We start from the raw sequence: 18460 nt of genomic DNA on the forward strand, positions 1-18460 counted from the left end.
AGTTGGGAGTAATAATGAATAAGAATGTTTCTAAATACTTATTTTATTATCCATCTACTGTAGTAAAGGGTGAGATGGTGTTTAAATATTTAAATGAATATCGAAGTTTTCAGTGGAGAGATATCGATAATATACGATCCTATCAACTCGAAAAGTTGAAGAAAATAATCCGCTTTTCTCGATCTCATAGCGGATTTTATAAAAAACTATATCGTAATATAGATGATGATTTTATTAATAATCTAACGTTCGATAGTTTTAAACATTTGCCGTGTATTGACAAGGTTGATTTGATTAGGTCTGGAAAATGTATGTCAACTTGTTGGAAATATTTTTCTGGAACAAAAACAACGGGTGGGTCGACAGGGCAACCAGTTCGGGTAAAAAAAAATCCAAATGCTCTTGCCCGTGAGAGGGCTGCTACTTGGCGTTCGTATGAGTGGGCAGGTATTGAAGTTGGGGATCGGCAGGCAAGATTTTGGGGGGTGCCGCATTCAGTGTCTGGCCGGGCTAAGGCTTTGTTGACTGATTTTTTGACTAATAGGATTCGTTTGTCGGCCTTCGATTTGTCAGAGGAGAAGATGGCTTTATATTATGAAATGGCAATGTCGTTTAGACCACGATATTTGTATGGTTATGTAAGTGTCTTAAAAATGTTTACAAAGTATATAGAAGATATTAATTTACCAATCATAGATAGTGTAAAATCGATTATTACAACTTCAGAAATATTGACCACTAAAGATTCCTTGTATATTGGTAGTGTGCATGGTTGTAATGTCTATAATGAATATGGTTGTGGTGAGGTTGGGTCAATAGCTCATACTTGTGAAAATGGTAATCTTCATTTGATGGCCGATAATGCATATGTCGAAATATTTGATCAGGGTAATGGTGGAGGCGAGATATATGTTACAGATCTGCATAATTTAGCTACACCATTAATTAGATATCGACTTGGTGATTATGCTATGGCATCAAATGAAAAATGCTCATGCGGCAGGGGGTTGCCAATAATAAAAGCAGTCTGCGGTCGTGCATACGATATGTTGACAATCGAAAATGGAAAAAAAATACATCCAGAAGCTGTAATTTATGTATTCGAAGGTATCCAAAAAGATAAAAATGTTTTTAATCAATTTCAAGTTATTCAAACAGATTTATCTAAAATTACAATTAAGATTGTTCCGGCAGATGAATGGGATGATTCAGTTGTAGATATAATATTGAAAGAACTGAAAAATAATATTTCCAATAGTATTGACTACAACTTTGAATTCTGTTCTGCCATTGACAGAGAAGCGTCAGGTAAAATGCGCATTGTTAAAGGCTTGGTTGAATCCGATTAATAGGTAACTATTTTTAAGTTTGTTGGTGCTGCTATAAATATGGGTTGTTGTTCTAATGATGTCTGCCATCCAGCATAACCAAGGATAGAAATGTAATTGTCAGTAAGATCTCCATTGTTGTCTATTATGTTATCAGAGTAAGAGCCATGAATATTGTTCGATAAAGTGATACAGTTACTCGGATTATTTTTTGACAGTGTTGAATGATACATTAATGGGCTTTTGAAATAATATGAAGGTTCCCCTTGGTATCCGGACCCTGTTATGAAAATATTGTCTTTAATTATAGCGTCTCCGATTTCACCGCATTTTGTCCCATCAACTCTGTCGAACCCTAGATAGCCCGATATTGTATTTCTATAATAGTAAACGTTCTTTTGTGGTTTGTCTGATCTTTGAAAAAAACTTCCTATGTATGAGCTTCCTGTCATCTCGAAAAAGTTAAAAGATATATCAATATCGTTTGTGTAAGCCATAATAGAATTCATTGAATGCCCAAGGACCCATCCTGTAGACATTATAATTTTATTTTTTCTTATTGACATTCTGTCGATATATTCTTTTGGAGATATGGCGCTATTGATACCTGTTACACCCTTTCCTCCAGGTGAATGTATGTAGTTGCTTTCAATAAGTGCTTTATATAGTGAATAAAGGCTTCCGATAGCTGAAGCTCCAGCAAAGTTCTTGAACTCATTGTCTTGTATGACAAAAAACGCACCTGATGGACTTCCCTTGGTAGTATAAATGAATCCTTGGTTTATATTTATTGATTCATTTGATACGAGATTGTTGAAACTACAACGACGTATAGTTTGGTAATTATGGCCTCCATATAATTGGATCGCATATCTTGAAAAATCATTAAAATTCAAGTTATCGAAATATGGCCCAATATTCCAAGAACGTAGAAAATGACCTGCTCCATAGATGTTGACAGTCTCTTCAGGAAAGCCAATCCAGTTGTGTGGAGAGTTATTGAGAGACATCTCATCGTTAGATCCAAATAGTTTGTAGTTGCCTTTTCGAAAGTAAACGATATCAGTTATGTTTTCAGATGTCGTATTGTTTATCAAACTTTGTATGGATGCATATGGTTGATTTATGCTTCCAGTTTCCACTCCACTATAAGAGCTGTCCACAAACAAAAACCCATTCGTCGTTACATCAATAGACCATGTTGTAGATACGGTGGTATTTTCAGAATCTGTCACCGTCAAGGTTATTGGCCCAGCGCTAGACTGTGGGTTCGGCCAGCTGATCTCGCCGGTAGCTGGATTGATGGTCATTCCCGGGGGAGCATTCTTCAGGCTATAGGTAAAGGGATAAAGCCCACCGATTACGGCAGCTCTGATGTTGTATTCAATCCCTGGATATGCCCTGAAAATCCGGTTTGTTGCCGGGATCGCCGGTGAGCCGGTTCCGGCAGGCTTGATATTGATTATCTCAAGCGGGAAAAATGCTGCGTAACTGAATCCGGCTGTCCCCACCACCAGAAAAGCAACCATCAAAAGCAATTGAACAATTGTTGGTTTTTTGTGTTTCCGTGTCTTCATAGCTCAAACCTTTTTCTGCCTGTTTGTTTGTCGGCCCGACCGGCAGTCGTCTGATACGTATCTTGATATGTCGTCCGGACCATATTTCGGCCTGACAATGGTTCCGTGATTCACAGTTCCAACTTCAGGAGGCAGGGGGAGAGGAGGGTAGTGGTTCGTTGGAATACCGGGATGAATCCTAGTCGCAGCTTTCAATCCGGTCAATACGCATTAGCACAGAACTGTTTTTCGTGTATCGACGCCCGTTTCCGGATGATTGCGGTGCTCTTGCTGCCTTGATGTAACAGCAAAAAAAGTGCCATCATTGTGTCGTTGGCGCATTGTTTTCTTAGTGCCGGGAATCATTCGTGTTTTTCGGGTGATTTGTTTTCCGCGCCTTTCCCGTGTCACTTTTTCAGCTGTCCATAGCGATTTTTTGACACTTAAAGACCTCGCACCGTTGTCTAAAACCCTCGTAAGACAGTATTTTTTCGACGAAAAATTATTTCTTTGAGCTTTCAATCAGCGCCGGCTGTGATACGATTTTAACATTCTTGTTTCTATGTCGGGGGGATTGGGTTTTGGTGCGAGTGTGTCATGTGATATCGGGCGACCTGTGGGCCGGCGCCGAGGTGATGGCTTGTCACCTGTTGCGGCATCTGCAGAATGAGCCGGGGATCGCGTTGCGGGTTGTTCTGCTCAACCGGGGGCGCTTGGCTGATGAGTTGCGTTCCGCCGGTATCACGGTTGATGTTGTCGAAGAAAACAACCTGTCGTTCCGGCAGCTTGTCTGTTCCATTCACGCTCTTCTGAAAGCCGCTCCGCCGCACATTCTGCATTCTCATCGCTACAAGGAAAACCTGGTCGTGTTCCTTGTCTCCAGGCGGTTGTCGGGGGTACGTCTGGTCGCTTCGCAGCATGGACTCCCCGAGACACCGGGGGGGCATTCCGGTTGGCGGCACAGAATCAAGTCGAGGATCAACTTCTTTGTCATGGCCCGCTTTTTCCACCGGGTCGTCCCGGTTTCCCGGGACATCATGACCCTTTTTGTCAGTGACCTCGGTTTTTGTGCGGAGCGAATCAGCGTGATTCCCAATGGTGTTGAGCTGCCGGTATTGCCGGACCGGGCGGAGGACGTTGACGTCGTGACGCTGGGATCTTCAGGGAGGTTGTTTCCGGTCAAGGATTATCCCCTGATGGTCCGGGTGGTCAAAGAGATCGGTGCCGCCGAGAAGGTCCGCGCGCTTCTGGCGGGTGAGGGGCCGGAGCGAAGCCGCATCGAACGCGGCATCGCGGAAAACGACCTGGAGGGTGCCTTCCGGCTGGTCGGTCACCTGGATGCCATGGACGATTTTTATCGCGGGCTCGATATCTATCTCAATACCTCGGTGCATGAAGGCATACCGATGACCATCCTCGAGGCCATGGCTCATGGTCTGCCGGTGATTGCCCCCGCGGTCGGCGGCATTCCGGAAATCATCGAGGATGGCGTTGAAGGGTTCCTGGTTGCCGAGCGTTCGCCGAAAAAATATGCCGAGAAATGTCTGCTGCTGATCCGCGATTCACGGTTGCGCAGGCGGATGGGGGCGGCCGCCCGCCAGAGAGTCGAGACCTGTTTTTCGGCTGCCGCGATGGCTGCCGAATACGCGACCTTGTATCGAAGGATGAACAGTACAGCCGAAACGGCGATCGTCGGAGATGTCTCTGATAGGTCCGCCGTCTGAGGGAGGGGCGATGCTGATCCTGTTTTACGGTTCCATTTTCATGATTGCCTTTGCCTACTTCGGCTATCCGTTGTCGCTTCTGCTGTTGTCACGGTTCCGTTCCCGACCGGTGGCGCGGCGGGCGATCGCGCCTTCCGTCACCCTGATCATCACTGTCTTCAACGAGGAGGCGCGCATTCGTCCCAAGCTGGAGAATACCCTCGCTCTTGACTACCCGCGAGAAAAACTGCAGGTCCTGGTCGCCTCCGACGGCTCGACCGACGCGACCAACAGCATTGTCGAAAGCTACCGTGATCGGGGGATTGAACTGCTTCCGGTCAGAACCCGCGGCGGCAAGGAGAATGCCCAGAAAGAGGCCGTTGAGCAGGCGCGGGGGGATGTGCTGGTCTTTTCCGATGTCGCGACCATGCTTGATCCGGAGGGATTGCGGAAGATGGTCGCCAACTTCGCCGACCCCGCCGTCGGCTGCGTCAGCAGCGTTGACCGGGTGCTGGACAAGGAAGGGCGTCCCGGCGGTGAGGGAGCCTATGTCCGCTACGAGATGTGGCTGCGTTCGCTGGAATCTTCGGTGCATTCCCTGGTCGGTCTGAGCGGGTCCTTCTTCGCCGCCAGGCGGGAGGTCTGCAGCGATTTTTCCGCCGACATGCAGAGCGATTTCCGCACCCTGCTGAACAGCATGCGCCTGGGACTCAGGGGGGTGAGTGACCCGCAGGTGGTCGGCTATTACCTTGATGTCGCTGACCAGCGCCGGGAATTCGACCGCAAGGTGCGCACGGTGCTGCGGGGGCTGACGGTCTTTTTTCGCAACCTTGAATTTCTCAACCCCCGGCGCTACGGTTTTTTCTCCTACCAGTATTTTTGCCACAAGCTGCTGCGCTGGCTGGTTCCGCTGTTCATGGCGACGGCCCTGATTTCAAACCTCTGGCTGGCCTCGGGGTCGGTCTTTTACAGCCTGCTGTTCTGCGTCCACTTCGGTTGCTACCTGGCTGTCGGATGGAGCTGGTGGCGCCGGGCCCTGCCGGTCTGGACGCCATTGAAGATTCCCGTTTATTTCGTGGTTGTCAATGCCGCCATCCTGCTGGCCTGGTGGCGGTACCTCGGTGGTCGGCGACAGGTCATGTGGACCCCGTCACAACGGTGACCATCGGTTCAAGGGAGCATTTATGTTCATCCTGATATGTTCAGCGGCCGCGATCTCCATGGCCGGGCTGGGGGCTCTCTACCTGGCTTCGGGATGGCGTACGTCTTCCGACCGGCTGCTGCTCGCCGCTCCGCTGCTGCTGTCGGGGGCCCTTGAACTGTTTGACCTGCTCAGTCTGCGGATTCCGGATTCCCTCTCTCTCTGGTGGCCGGCGTCCTTTGTCTGCGAGAGCCTGCTCGCCCCGGCCTGGCTGCTGGTCGGTCATGCCATGTGCGGCCCACCGGCGAATGCCCGCGTGCGTTACCTCCGGCGGATACTGCTGGGAGCCTCCTTCCTGCTGCTTCCCGTGGCGCTGTTCGGTTCCGGACATCTGACCATGTTCAGCCCCGATTTCGACCAGGAAAGGATCGTGTTTCTGAGTCGGGCCAGTTACCTGTTCTATCTCGGACTGGGATTTTTCCTGGTCAGCGCCCTGGTTCTGCTGGAGCGCGGTCTTGTCTCTCACCAGGGACTCAACCGCTGGCGGGTCAAGCTCGAAACCGTCGGCATCGGCACCATTGTCGCCTCGCAGTTCTTCTTCTACAGCCAGGCGCTGCTGTACCGTTCCCTTGACTACAACCTGCTCCCGGTCCGCTCGGCGGCCCTGGTCCTCGGCTGCGGCATGGTCGTCTATTCACGTCTGCGGCGGGGAGATCCTCCGAAAATCCGGATCTCCCGCCGGATGACCTACCGCTCCATCGTCATTCTGATCGTCGGCCTGTATCTCTTTTCGCTGGGCCTGGCGGGCGAGGGAATGCGCTATTTCGGTAATCATTCACAACGCTACTTTGTCGGTCTGCTCGGATTGTTCGGCGGGGTGGCGGTGCTGATGCTGGTCCTGTCCGGCACCCATCGGCGCCGCCTGCAGGTTTTCATCAACAAGAATTTTTTCAAGGAAAAGTATGACTACCGTAATCACTGGCTCGATTTCACCCGCCGTCTCGCGTCGACCAGTTCGCTGGAGAGCGTGGCCCGGTCGGCGCTGGATTTCTATGTTGAAACCTTTTCCCTCCACGGAGGAGCCATTTACCTGCTGTCGAACGACCGTAATCTCTATCAGCCCTACGTGGTCGTCGATCATTCCCTGCCGACCGAAACGATTGACGTCGACAGTCCTCTCGTCCACCTGTTCCGTGAAAAAGGCTGGGTCTTCAATCGTGAAGACGGTCAGGAGGATATTCTGCAGGTTCATCATGACCTGTTCCGTCCCTATCGCTACAGTTTTGCCGTGCCGTTGTTCGTTGAAGAATCGATCGAAGGAATCATCCTGCTCGGTGAACGGGTTGACCGCGATGAACATCTGAATTACGAAGATTTCGATCTGATGAAGACCCTGGCCGTGCAGACCATGGCCATGCTGCAGAATTATCGACTCGGTGAGCAGCTTTCCATCAACAGGGAACTGGCGGCGATTGGGAAAGTCTCGGCGTTCATCATGCACGACCTGAAAAATCTCGTCACCAATCTCGGCCTGGTTGTTGAGAATTCCAAGGACCACCTGCACGATCCCGAGTTTCAACGGGATATGATCGACACCCTGGATGGCACCGTGGACCGCATGAAGGGGCTGATCGGCCGGCTGCAGAAATTTGGTGCCGGGCAGCCCCTGAATCTCTGCCTGACCGATCTGCGAACCCTCGCCGGCGAAGTGATCGCTGAATTCGCCGCCGGCGGGATAAGGTTTTCCGGTGAGTCGACGCCGGTGCGGGTGGACCGGGCGGAAATACGCAAGGTGCTGCTCAACCTGCTGCTCAATGCCGTTGAGGCATCGACCGGGGAAGAGGGGATCGAACTGCGGGTCTGCAATGAACCCCGACCCTGCATCCTGGTCCGTGACCGTGGTTGCGGCATGTCCGAGGCTTTCATGCGGGACCGGCTGTTCCGGCCTTTTGAAACAACCAAAGACAGCGGTTTCGGAATCGGCCTGTTTCAATGCCGACAGATTGTCGAGGCTCACGGAGGGCGTATCGAGGTCGAGAGCCGGGTCGGCGAGGGGACCGAATTCAGAATTCTGCTGCCTGCCGTGACCTCTCCCGCTGAACAGGTGGAGCGGTCACCGCTTGCGGAAGATCCCTACGCGGCTGCTGATGTTCTCAATGCCGCGCCGTTGCTGAAAAAGGACTGAACCCGGATGGAGACGAACAGATGGCTGTGCGGTTGATGACAGGGGGAAGAAGATGAACAGGCTGCTTATCGTCGATGACAATCCCGAGATCCGCAAGCAGTTGAAGTGGGGGCTTTCCGGTGATTACAGCCTGCTGTTCGCCGAAGACCGGAAGAGCGCGCTGGCCCATTTTCAGCGCTATCAGCCGGCTGTTGTACTGCTGGATCTCGGCCTTCCTCCGGCGGCCGAAGGTGTTTCCGAAGGGATGCAGACCCTGGAAGAGATTCTTGATCGCGATCCGTTCTGCAAGGTGATCGTCGTGACCGGGCGCGATGAGAAAGACCACGCGCTGCAGGCGGTTTCCCTGGGAGCGCACGATTTCTATGCCAAGCCGATCGATCTGACCGAAATCAGGATCATCCTGCAGCGGGTTTTCTACCTGGCCCGCCTGGAAGAAGAGAATGACCGCCTGCAGCAGGAACAGCAGACCTGCGGGCGGGATTCGGGTCTGTTGGGACAATGTCCGCAGATGCTGGAGGTCTATAAAACGGTACGCAAGGTCGCGACCACCGATGTCCCGGTACTGGTGCTGGGCGAGAGTGGTTCCGGCAAAGAGATGGTGGCACGTTCCATTCACTGCCAGGGGTTGCGCCGCGACAAGCCGTTTATCGCGCTGAACTGCGGGGCGATTCCGGAAACACTGCTTGAGGCCGAATTGTTCGGCCATGAAAAAGGGGCGTTCACCGGCGCCATTAAAAAGGTTCTCGGCAAGATTGAATCCGCCGAGGGGGGAACCCTGTTCCTGGATGAAATCGGAGAAATGTCGCCCGCCCTGCAGGTGAAGCTGCTGCGTTTTCTGCAGGACAAGATTATCCAGCGGGTCGGCGGCCGGGCCGACATTCCGGTGGACGCGCGGATTATCGCCGCGACCAATGTCGACATTCACCAGGCCATTGAAAATCAGAGCTTCCGTGAAGACCTTTTCTACCGGATCAGCGTTGTCAGCATCGAATTGCCGCCGCTGCGTGAGCGGGGGGATGACATCCTGCTGCTGGCCAACCTCTTTTTATCCCGTTACGCCACGGAGTTCAATAAACGCATCCGTTCCTTCAGTACCGCCGCGGTGCGCAGCCTCTATGAGCATGACTGGCCGGGAAATGTTCGGGAACTGGAAAACAAGGTCAAGCGGTCGGTGGTGATGAGCGATCGGTCGGTGATCTCGCCCGATGCCCTCGGTTTCAGTGCCCCGCGGGAGGATGAGGAAAGCACCAGGGAGGGTACAACCGCGGTGCCCGGCGAGATGGACCTGGACGGGTTGACGCTCCGGGAAGCGCGCAGCCTGGTCGAGCGGGATCTTCTGCTGCGGGTGATCGAGCGCGAGCAGGGCAACCTGGCGCGCAGCGCCGAAATGCTGGGAGTGAGCCGACCGACCCTCTACGACCTGATAAAAAAACACGGTCTGCCCCACCTGAGCCAGTCCTGAATGGTTTTTTATCAACGACGTGGGGATGTGCTGTTTCAGGGCTGAGTAAAAATATCAGTTATTGCGCCTTGAAGGAGTGCGTCGCACTCGGATAACTGTTCCCCTGGTCATCCACCGCCACGACTTTCCAGTAGTAGTCCTGCCCAGGTTCCAGGTCATAGAGCAGCAGCTGGGTGTCGGTCAGATCCGGCACCACTTCGGTGTACAGGGGGGAGGGAGCGGCGCCGCCCGTGGAATTGCCCGTTACGCTGCCGTCGCTGCCGCAGCCGAATACCAGCAGGCAGGCGGTTGCCGCCAGCCCGGCACGCAGCGGATAGCCCGTTATTCCCTTCATCCGGCTTATAGCGAAGCCGGCAAGGGCGAGCAGGGCCAGCAGGGCGATGGCGGGCGACAGCGGGGGAGTGCTGCTGGAGGGAGGGGCCATCAGTCCCGCGGTCGCTGGATTCAGCTTCGGGTCGGTGCCGTAATAGAGGGTATAGGTGACGTTGTAGCTCGCCGGGGCGCGGCTCCAGACCAGGTTGACCGAGGCGGCTACGGCGCCGGCATCCGCCGGCGAAATCAGCAGCGGAATCCAGGCGCTGGCGACGGTTTCGGAATAGCCGCTTTCCACGTTCAGACTGTTGTAGGCGGTGGCGGCGAAGAAATAGACCTGGCCGTCATCCGGCAGGGTGAGGTCGATGGAGTTCCGGGACGGGTCGGCAACGACGATCGGTGAGGCACCCTGCGGCAGTCCCGTACCGTTGAACGGCAGGCTCTGGTCGCCGGCCTTGTAATAAATCTTGTAGCCGGCAACGTCCGGGTCCTGGCTCGGATCCCAGGTAAGGGTGATGTTTTTGGCGGAAGAAAGGGTGGGGATGCCAATCATCAGGAGCAAAAGCGCAGTAATGATTGATCTCGTCATATGTTTTGTCTTTCCAGACCGATGATCCACGGGGTCTGCGTGGCAATCAGGATGTTCATTTCAGCGATATCTATGCCAAAAGGCCGATTATTCGCACAACTGTCTTGAATCATTGATGTAAAATCTGCCCATGGACTGCGCGGAACATCTCACGTAGTCAGCAGGCAGGCACATTCATCATAAAATTGGCACCGGGCTCTGCTATTTTGCGTCACAGGAGGTGGATCGGGAAGGTGACTGCATATCAATGATCCGAACGTGATTCAGATCGAACTGCGATGGTTGTAAACCATGTCCCGGGATCGGCGCAATACGCATCACCCTGAAAATTCTGTGTGCATATGGACAGTTTGGAGAGATTTTCAATGAAGCTTCTTTTTCTTCACGGACTGGAGTCCGGTCCCCATGGGAGCAAGTACCAGGCGTTGAAGAACAGGTTTGGGATGGTTCTGGCACCGGACTGTACGGGCATCTTTGACGCGGATAAACGCCTTGAGGGAGGGGACGTTGTTTAAACGTTGAATGAAAATTTAACTTCAAAGCTATTCTTTGCATCAATCCTAACGATGGTTTTCATAGCTTTTCACAATCTCATCCAGTCGTTCCACCAGGTAGAGGGGCAGAGAAATGAGAGGATATTTTACCGGCTTACGCTCTTTATTTATGGTGATGATTGTTTCTATCTGCTGAACACTGGGCCGTTGGGTGTCGAACCGGATTGCAAGCGGTGTCTGCTTGCTGCCCATAAACTGGTGCAGGGATTTTAAAGATCCCGTTGCGCCGGATTTTACCTCGATGGGGACAATCTTTCCGCCCAGGGCAACGACAAAGTCCAGTTCCGCGTTGGCCGATTTACCCTCGCGCAGCCAGTAGTTCAATTCCCGGTTTGGCTTGTCGGCAAGCAGAGCCTGCAGGTGCTGGCCGACAAACTGTTCGGCAATCGCTCCCTGGTTGATCAGCTTCACGTCATCCATCTGCGACAGCTCTCGCCAGTCGAGGCCACAGATCGCGTTCATCAGGCCGATATCGAGAAAGATGAGTTTGTAAACCTTTTCTTCAAGGTCGGCCTGCAGCGGCAGGCCCGAACAGTGGCTGTGGACCACCTTGCCGATCACCCTGGCCATGGCCAGTAGTTCGATATCTTTCTTTATGGTGACACTCTGGTCATGGCGTGAAATGTTGCTGTATTTGATCTTGATGCCTACATTTCGGGCTGCAAAATTGAAGACGTTAAGCATTCGATTCAGGTTGCGTGAACCGGCATATTTGGGGAAGTCGTCGCGGTAGGTATCGATAATGGAGCAATGGACTTTGCTGACGGTTTTATAGCTGTGCGTCTCTGTGAAAACGGCAACGGCTTCCGGCATTCCGCCGATGAAATAATAGGACCTGAGCAATTCGAGCAGGCGCTGATGGGGGATCTCGCCGATTTCCCGTCCCAGTTCATAATGGCTGATCAGCTCATAGAGCCGCTCTTCGCCCATGGCCTGTAAAAACTCACTGAATGTCATCGGCCCCATGTGCAGATACTGAATTCTGCCGACAGGCATGGAAAAAGAATGGTCCGCAAGGGCAAATTCCAGCAGAGACCCCGCGCTGATGACCGGCAGCTCTGGCTTGTCCTCGTAAAAATAACGCAAGGCCGCAATCGCTTCGGGAACGGCCTGTATTTCGTCCAGAAACAGCAGCGTTTCGTTGCTGATGCTTCCCTGCCGCGGCAGAAACTCAATCTGCTGAATAATCTGTTCAGGATTTTTGCCGGAAAAAACCCCGGCCAGTTCCGGGTGACGTTCCAGGTTGACGCTGCGCAACGGCAGCCGGTTCTGTCGGGCAAACAGTTCGACCAATGTTGATTTGCCCACCTGTCGGGCCCCACGAATGATCAGTGGTTTGCGGTTTGGATCCTGCAGCCAGTTGTTGAGAATATTCAGCTGTTGGCGTTGCATGGGACAGCCCTCCTGGGAAATGATGATCCCGAAACACTGCCACATTATCATAATTCAATTATTGTTTCAATGGGGTGTTTTGGTGGTGTGGAGAAGTTTTTGCCTTTCTCAGGAGCAAACCATACAGGGGGCTTTATGCTCGCGGAAGAAATTCAGCAACGGACATCCGCTGTCACAGCACGGGCAGGGGGCAAATTTTCGGCTGGGCACAGAATGGGCACGGGGTGGGCACAAAACGCAACAAGGGGTTAGCGATTGTTCGCTAACCCCTTGATATTTATGGTGGGCGTTACTGGGATTGAACCAGTGACCCTTGCCGTGTGAAGGCAATGCTCTCCCGCTGAGCTAAACGCCCGTTTGTATTGTGCTGAGGCCGAAATTTATAGCAAGAGCATGAGCGGGTGTCAACAGGTTTCATGAAATTCGCCGGTGGGGCAGGAAGGATGTCGAGCCCGCTCCCGCCAATGTTTTCACTGACATTGACTTTTGAATTTTAAAAACGTAAATTGCTAATTGATTTTGAGTGTTTGCAGGATTGTAGAGGGGACTGATTTGGTTATCAATCTGTACGTTCCGGGCCGCCATCTATCCGCTTCAGCAGCGGGTTTTCGGCGGCCTTTTGTTGTTGGGATGGGGGAGTGAAGAGGGGACTCTGGCCGAGACAACAGCCGCGACCGACTGATTCGCATGCCGAACAGAAAGTTTTCGCGGCCCTGCAGAAACAGCTTCCACAGAACTGGACGGCCTGGCATTCATTGCGTATTCGTACCGCTGACGGTCTTGAAGGTGAGGGCGATTTTGTCCTGGCCATCCCGCAGCGGGGCTTTCTGGTGCTGGAGGTCAAGGGTGGCCACATTGAGCAGCGCGATGGCCGCTGGTACCAGAACGGTCATCCTTTGAGCCGCGGGCCGAGGGAGCAGGCGCTCGGTTTTGCCAAAAAGCTGTCCGCCCGTTTGAAAGAGGCAGGTTCACAGTCGGTTCCGTATGCGGTGCTGACGATCTTTCCCGACACTGCGTTCTCCAATCCTCCCGGTCAGGATGATCTCGGCGCTCTTGTTCTTGGTGAGCAGGACCTTCCCTGGCTGGTTGACTCAATTCAGGCCAAACTCGACAAAGCGTTCCCCGCGGATTTTCTCCTCCCCGAGAACAACTGGGTCGGTCTGCTGCACCGCTTCTGGGGCGAGAGCTGGGTTCCCAAACTCAAGTTGGGCCACAAGGCGATGATTGACGCCGAACAGCGGCTCAAACTCGATGCCGAACAGCTACGGCTGATCGACGGTCTGCTCGGCAACCGCCGGTTGCTGGTGGAGGGCGTTGCCGGATCGGGAAAAACCCTGATAGCCCGCGAGGCCGCTCTGAACATGGCTCGACAAGGCCGTCGGGTCTTGTATCTCTGCTTCACCGACGCGTTGGCCGAATGGTTGCGTCCGACTTTTGCCGAGAGCGGGGTCGAGGTTTTTACCGTCCCGCGATACGCGGTGCATCTGTTGCAACAGGCCGGTTTGATTGACGAGCCTGAAGCGACGCCGGAGTTCTGGTTCGATGTGGCGCTGCAGGCGGCTGCCGACGCTCTTCCCGAACCGGACCGGGCTCCCGAGGTGGTGATTCTGGATGAAGCACAGGATCTGACCGAAAACGACTGGGAACTGGTCGGCGTGCTGGCTGCCGATCGCATCTGCTGGATGTTTCATGATCCGGCCCAGTCTTTCTGGCAGGAGCGGAGTCTTCCTGAATGGACCGGGCAGGGTGGGCGTTTCAGTCTGACCCGCTGTTACCGCTGTCCTCCCGCGGTCATGGAATATTCCCGTAAGCTCCACGGTCGGTCCTGTGACGAGGCGTTGCTGCGCGAGGGATTCGACGAGGGGGTTCTCGGGGTTGTCAACGCGCCGAGCGAAACAGCGGTTTTGGGACGCATCGAAAATGAGATCGCCCGACTGCGTTCCGAAGGCTTCGCCCCGGAGGATATTGCGGTTCTGTCGCTGCGCGGCCAGACCGCCGCGGACGGCATCGCCAGGCTTGACCGGATCGGCAGTGTCCCGGTCGTCCGCGCCGATGACCCGGACATGGCTCAGAATGTTGTGGCCGACACCTTTCTCCGATTCAAGGGACTGGAACGGCCGGCGATCATCGTCACTGACCTGAGGTTGGTTAAGGATCGGGCGGATGTGCGGTTGCATATTGCGTTGACGCGGGCGACGGATGTGGTGCGGGTTGTGGGAAGTGAGATAGATCTCTGATCTTCCCGGTTGCGCGAAACAGGAAGTGAATTCATGCCGGACTTTTACGAAATTAATGCGCGGGAATATTTTGAAGCAACGGCGCGTATTGATCCCTCCTCTTTTCTGACTCCTTTTACAGAAACGCTTGGCCAGGGATCTGTTCTCGATATCGGGTGTGGCTCAGGAAGAGATCTTCGCTGGCTTAAACAACGGGGTTTTGACGTTGTCGGTTTTGAACGGTCCCCGAAGCTTGCAGCGCTGGCCAGGGAACATGCTGGTTGTCCGGTCATAGAGGGTGACTTCCTGACATTCGATTTTTCCTCTCTGGAATTCGATGCCTTGATTTTGGTTGGGGCGCTGGTTCATCTGGATCGAACGATGCTTCCGGTGGTACTCAATCGGGTTGTTCAGGCACTGTCAGGCACAGGGCTTTTGTATATGACATTGAAGGAAGGGGAGGGAGTTCGCCCTGGCAAGGATGGCCGTTCTTTTACGCTTTGGCAGCCCCAGGAGCTTGAAACAGTTTTTTCTTCAACGGGTTTGCAGATCTTGTCTTTTTCCCGTCAGATGTCGAAGCTTACTGAGACTGATGTCTGGTTGAGTTATCTGTTGCGACTGGGGCCGGAATGAAATGTTCGCCCTATCCCATTCCCTTCACGATGTCCTCGAATCCTTCGGTTTTACCATTCTCAAGACAATAGAGTCCGGGTTTGTATATGAAAATCGGGACGACACCTGCATTGTCGTAGATGTAGGCATCTGCGACCTTGAAGACTATCGTTACGTTGACTATACGTCGGTCCAGAATTCCCTATTCTTTGAGTACGAGCGGGTTTTCCGATTTTTCTATGAGGAAGGGCAGCCTGTTCAGTTGTTGAAGGCTGAAATCGATTTTTTTCTGAACGGAGCGGATGATCCTGAAAAGATCAACCGATTCGGTCGCAACCGGTCTGAACAGGATGTGGATCCGACCCGTCCTGAAGCCCTTTTTGAAGATTGCTTTATCGAGGCGTTCGGTGAATCCAACCGAGGTGTTCTGTTCCGGGAGTTCCCCTATGTCGATTGCGCCGGCAAGACCAGGTTTGTCGACTATGCCCTGTTCACCACCAGGCAGAAGATTGCGATCGAGCTCAATGGCGAATCATTCCATCATCCGACAGTCATAGGTGCAAAAAAATACTGTTCCCAGTTGTTCAAACAGAATTCCCTGGTCTCTGACGGGTTCAAGGTTTTCCGCTGGTCTGAGCGTGGCATGCGGGACCGGGAAAAATTCATTCAGGAGCTGAGGCTCTTCCTGGGGGCACCGCAGGAATTTGTTGAAAAGGCCCACCTGAAGGTTGACCGGCAACTGGCAACTATCGATCTGCATGACCACCAGCTGGATGTGCTGGAACAGCTAGCCAGTGAAAGAGCTTCCGGGCGTCATAATTTTCTCATTGTATTGCCCACAGGCACCGGCAAAACAGAAATATTCATCAAGGATATTGAAAGGCTGAAGAACAGGGACAGGGCGCTAAAGGTGCTTATTCTTGTCCCCAGCAGAAAACTCCGCTCCCAGACAATAGCCCGGCTGAAGTTACGACTTTCCGCATATCGGAATGTTATCGGTGACGACTGTTTCGGTGCGCAGGAAATCATTGTTCAGACCTACGCTTTTCTGCATCGACACTATTTCAAACTTCCCCGTGATGCTTTTGACTATATTGTCGTTGACGAGGCTCATCATTCTGTTGCTGTCGGTCTACGTAGCGTTCTGGAACATTTCAATCCCCGCCATCTGATTGGCGTGACCGCTACGCCGGAACGGTTTGATCAGCGTCGACTCGAAGAGGTTTTTGGAGAATATGAATCGTCTTTGACACTGCGGGAAGCTGTCGAGAAAGGGCTGGTGCCACCTGTCCGCTGTTATCGGATTCGTTCGAATGTCGATCTGTCAGCGGTGCGTTTTAATGGGCGCGAATATGTCAAAACCGATCTTCAACGTACCCTTCAAGTTCCGTCTCGGGATCTGCTGATAGCTGAAATCCTGAAAAAATATTTTTCCGGCCCCTTTTCCGACAAGCAAGGGGTGGTTTTCTGTGTGGACATTCAACATGCGAAAAGGATGGCCCGTTGTTTGAACCAGCACGGAATATCGTCCATTGCGGTGGACGGCCGTGACCGGAAAAGAGCCGATCTGGGACTGCAGTCATACATGAACGGTGATATCCGTTTTCTGTGTGCCTGTGATCTTCTGACTGAAGGATGGGACGCTCCTCAGACCAGCATTCTGGTCATGGCGAGGCCAACCTTTTCCAGAGTTCTGTATACCCAGCAGTTGGGCAGAGGTTTGCGTCATCATCCTGGGAAGGAAGCCCTTTATGTGCTCGATGTCGTAGATAGTTATGGTGCCAAACTTGCCCCGATATCTTTGCATGCTCTGTTTGGAATAAATCGTTATTGCCCCTTCGCGAATGTCATAGAGCCAGACCATGCTCCTGGAAATGGAGAACTTGTTGTTCTTGACGGTCTTTATGAAGGTGTTCGGCGGGTCGAGCCGGTGGATATCTTTTCTTTTGAGAGCATGTACGGAGATTTCCTCAACGAAGAACAGCTTGCCCGTGAACTTTTTGTCTCAACCGGCACAGTAAAAAACTGGTTGCGTAAGGGCAGGATACAGGCGGATTACTCACACCGGTTCGGCCGTTCGACGCTCTATTTTTTCAACCCGGAAAAAGTTGCTGAGGTACGTCAGCGTCTGGGACTTTCGGAGCATACGGAATCCACCAGGAAGAAGGACTTTCTGGAGTTTCTTGAAAACCGCGATTACACGTTCTCCTACAAAATCATTTTTCTGCTTGCCTTCCTGAAGGTCAGAAATGTTCGCCACGAAGCGTCATTGCCCGAACTCCTCGACCTTTATCAGCGATTCTATTTGCATATACTCGATAAACATGGCCGCTGTGAACGACCAAGCTGCCCTTATAACCGGGAGGATTATGTTCGGGACCAGGCGGGGCTGCAAAGGAGCCTGCTTGCTAATCCTTTTGAGAAATTTGAACGCAAGCGCTTTTTCCACCATTGCAAGGACCTGAACTATATCGGTCTGGATTCGGTGCTGAGCAGGCAGCTCGAAGAGTCCGACTACAGAACCATCGTCCAGCAGATGGAGAAGGATCTCAGCGAGTATTATCGCAAACTGGACATTAGTCTTGATGAAGAGGATTACGCATTCCTGCTTCCAGAAGATGACCAGATACCTGCAGATGAGAAAATTGTTTTTCAGGATGCACCTGCCGAAGAGGAAAAATTCCGAAGCGTTGTGCCGTTTTACCCGCTTGAAATAGCTGCCGGTTCCTTTATGGATTCTGCGCTTCCCGCGGAGCCTGAAAGCTGGGTAAAAATGGACGGGATTTCAGGACGGAAGTCTTTTGACGATTCGATGTTTGTCGCCAGGATCCAGGGTAATTCGATGGAGCCGGACATTGGGGATGGTAGTTATTGCCTTTTTACCACTCGGACAGGCGGCACACGACAAGGGAAAATCGTTCTGGCCCGACACGACAGCCTGCGGGATCCTGAGACCGGGGCAACATTTACGATAAAGCGGTATCATAGTCAAAAGCGAGTCGATCCCGGCATGGGATGGACACATGAACATATTGTTTTAAAGCCTGCTAATCCTGCATATAAAGATATTGTTATACCTGAAGATGAGGCCGATGCTTTTGCTATAGTAGCTTTTTTTGTAGAAGTCCTAGGGTAAACGGCCCCCAACAACATGTCGTTTTTCAAGGTTGACCAATCATGAAATTCCTCCTCAACATCCCTCTCCCCCTTCTGCTCATCGCCACGATCCTGATCGGTCTGGCGCCGTTTTCCCCCGAACCGCACCTGGTCGAGAAACTGCGGATGCTGTTTGCCGGGCACCTGAGCCGGCCGGCCGATATTTTTGACCTGGGGCTTCACGGGGCTCCGCTGGTTTTACTGTTGCTCAAGGGAGTGGCGGTGTGGCGGATGCGTACCGGCAAAGACTGAGG

Annotated in this window: 12 protein-coding genes and 1 tRNA gene; 9 read left to right on the forward strand and 4 right to left on the reverse strand. The window is 52.5% G+C overall.

What is annotated here, in order from left to right:
- The first annotated feature begins 14 nt into the window (after positions 1 to 14).
- Positions 15 to 1349 carry a phenylacetate--CoA ligase family protein gene (locus tag B5V00_RS16805; protein WP_139800604.1) on the forward strand — a complete coding sequence of 445 codons (1335 nt, stop codon included), beginning with the start codon at positions 15 to 17 and terminating at the stop codon, positions 1347 to 1349.
- Here B5V00_RS16805 and B5V00_RS16810 read toward each other — a convergent pair.
- Entirely contained in the window at positions 1346 to 2905 is a 1560-nt protein-coding gene (locus B5V00_RS16810) for an Ig domain-containing protein (protein ID WP_139800605.1), read from the reverse strand. The two genes, B5V00_RS16805 and B5V00_RS16810, sit on opposite strands and share 4 nt — an antisense overlap.
- 578 nt (positions 2906 to 3483) lie before the next feature.
- On the opposite strand from B5V00_RS16810, the gene B5V00_RS00630 reads away from it, so the two are divergent.
- From B5V00_RS00630 to prsR, 4 genes are read left to right on the forward strand one after another with little or no spacing between them, the layout of a single operon-like run.
- On the forward strand, positions 3484 to 4608 hold the full coding sequence (locus tag B5V00_RS00630) for a glycosyltransferase family 4 protein (protein WP_245803881.1): 1125 nt from the start codon (positions 3484 to 3486) through the stop codon (positions 4606 to 4608).
- A gap of 10 nt (positions 4609 to 4618) precedes the next feature.
- Positions 4619 to 5749 (forward strand): glycosyltransferase family 2 protein, encoded by a 1131-nt coding sequence (locus B5V00_RS00635; protein ID WP_085008458.1) that lies wholly within the window; start codon positions 4619 to 4621, stop codon positions 5747 to 5749.
- A gap of 22 nt (positions 5750 to 5771) precedes the next feature.
- Complete coding sequence (prsK, locus tag B5V00_RS00640; RefSeq protein WP_172399558.1) at positions 5772 to 7913, forward strand: XrtA/PEP-CTERM system histidine kinase PrsK; 2142 nt, start codon at positions 5772 to 5774, stop codon at positions 7911 to 7913.
- A 52-nt stretch (positions 7914 to 7965) separates the two neighbouring features.
- Complete coding sequence (gene prsR, locus B5V00_RS00645; RefSeq protein ID WP_085008462.1) at positions 7966 to 9375, forward strand: PEP-CTERM-box response regulator transcription factor; 1410 nt, start codon at positions 7966 to 7968, stop codon at positions 9373 to 9375.
- A 58-nt stretch (positions 9376 to 9433) separates the two neighbouring features.
- On the opposite strand, the gene B5V00_RS00650 is transcribed toward prsR, so the two are convergent.
- From B5V00_RS00650 to B5V00_RS00660, 3 genes are all read right to left on the reverse strand, one after another.
- Positions 9434 to 10276 carry a fibronectin type III domain-containing protein gene (locus B5V00_RS00650; RefSeq protein WP_085008464.1) on the reverse strand — a complete coding sequence of 281 codons (843 nt, stop codon included), beginning with the start codon at positions 10274 to 10276 and terminating at the stop codon, positions 9434 to 9436.
- Between the two features lie 560 nt (positions 10277 to 10836).
- The gene (locus B5V00_RS00655) at positions 10837 to 12222 is read right to left on the reverse strand and encodes an ATP-binding protein (RefSeq protein WP_085008467.1); all 1386 of its coding nucleotides are present in this window, start codon (positions 12220 to 12222) and stop codon (positions 10837 to 10839) included.
- Positions 12223 to 12502: 280 nt separating this feature from the next.
- Positions 12503 to 12577 (reverse strand) — tRNA-Val (locus tag B5V00_RS00660).
- Positions 12578 to 12860: 283 nt separating this feature from the next.
- Between B5V00_RS00660 and B5V00_RS00665 the strand changes: the two genes are divergently transcribed.
- The 4 genes from B5V00_RS00665 to B5V00_RS00680 are packed head-to-tail and all read left to right on the forward strand — an operon-like array spanning position 12861 to position 18458.
- Complete coding sequence (locus tag B5V00_RS00665) at positions 12861 to 14459, forward strand: NERD domain-containing protein (protein ID WP_085008469.1); 1599 nt, start codon at positions 12861 to 12863, stop codon at positions 14457 to 14459.
- 33 nt (positions 14460 to 14492) lie between these two features.
- On the forward strand, positions 14493 to 15071 hold the full coding sequence (locus B5V00_RS00670) for a class I SAM-dependent methyltransferase (protein ID WP_085008471.1): 579 nt from the start codon (positions 14493 to 14495) through the stop codon (positions 15069 to 15071).
- Between the two features lies 1 nt (position 15072).
- Entirely contained in the window at positions 15073 to 18186 is a 3114-nt protein-coding gene (locus tag B5V00_RS00675; RefSeq protein WP_085008473.1) for a DEAD/DEAH box helicase family protein, read from the forward strand.
- 41 nt (positions 18187 to 18227) lie between these two features.
- A complete protein-coding gene (locus B5V00_RS00680) occupies positions 18228 to 18458 on the forward strand; it encodes a hypothetical protein (protein WP_085008475.1) in 231 nt (76 codons plus the stop codon).
- Positions 18459 to 18460: the final 2 nt, after the last annotated feature.

Source organism: Geothermobacter hydrogeniphilus, from assembly GCF_002093115.1.
In the GTDB taxonomy this organism is placed as follows: domain Bacteria; phylum Desulfobacterota; class Desulfuromonadia; order Desulfuromonadales; family Geothermobacteraceae; genus Geothermobacter_A; species Geothermobacter_A hydrogeniphilus.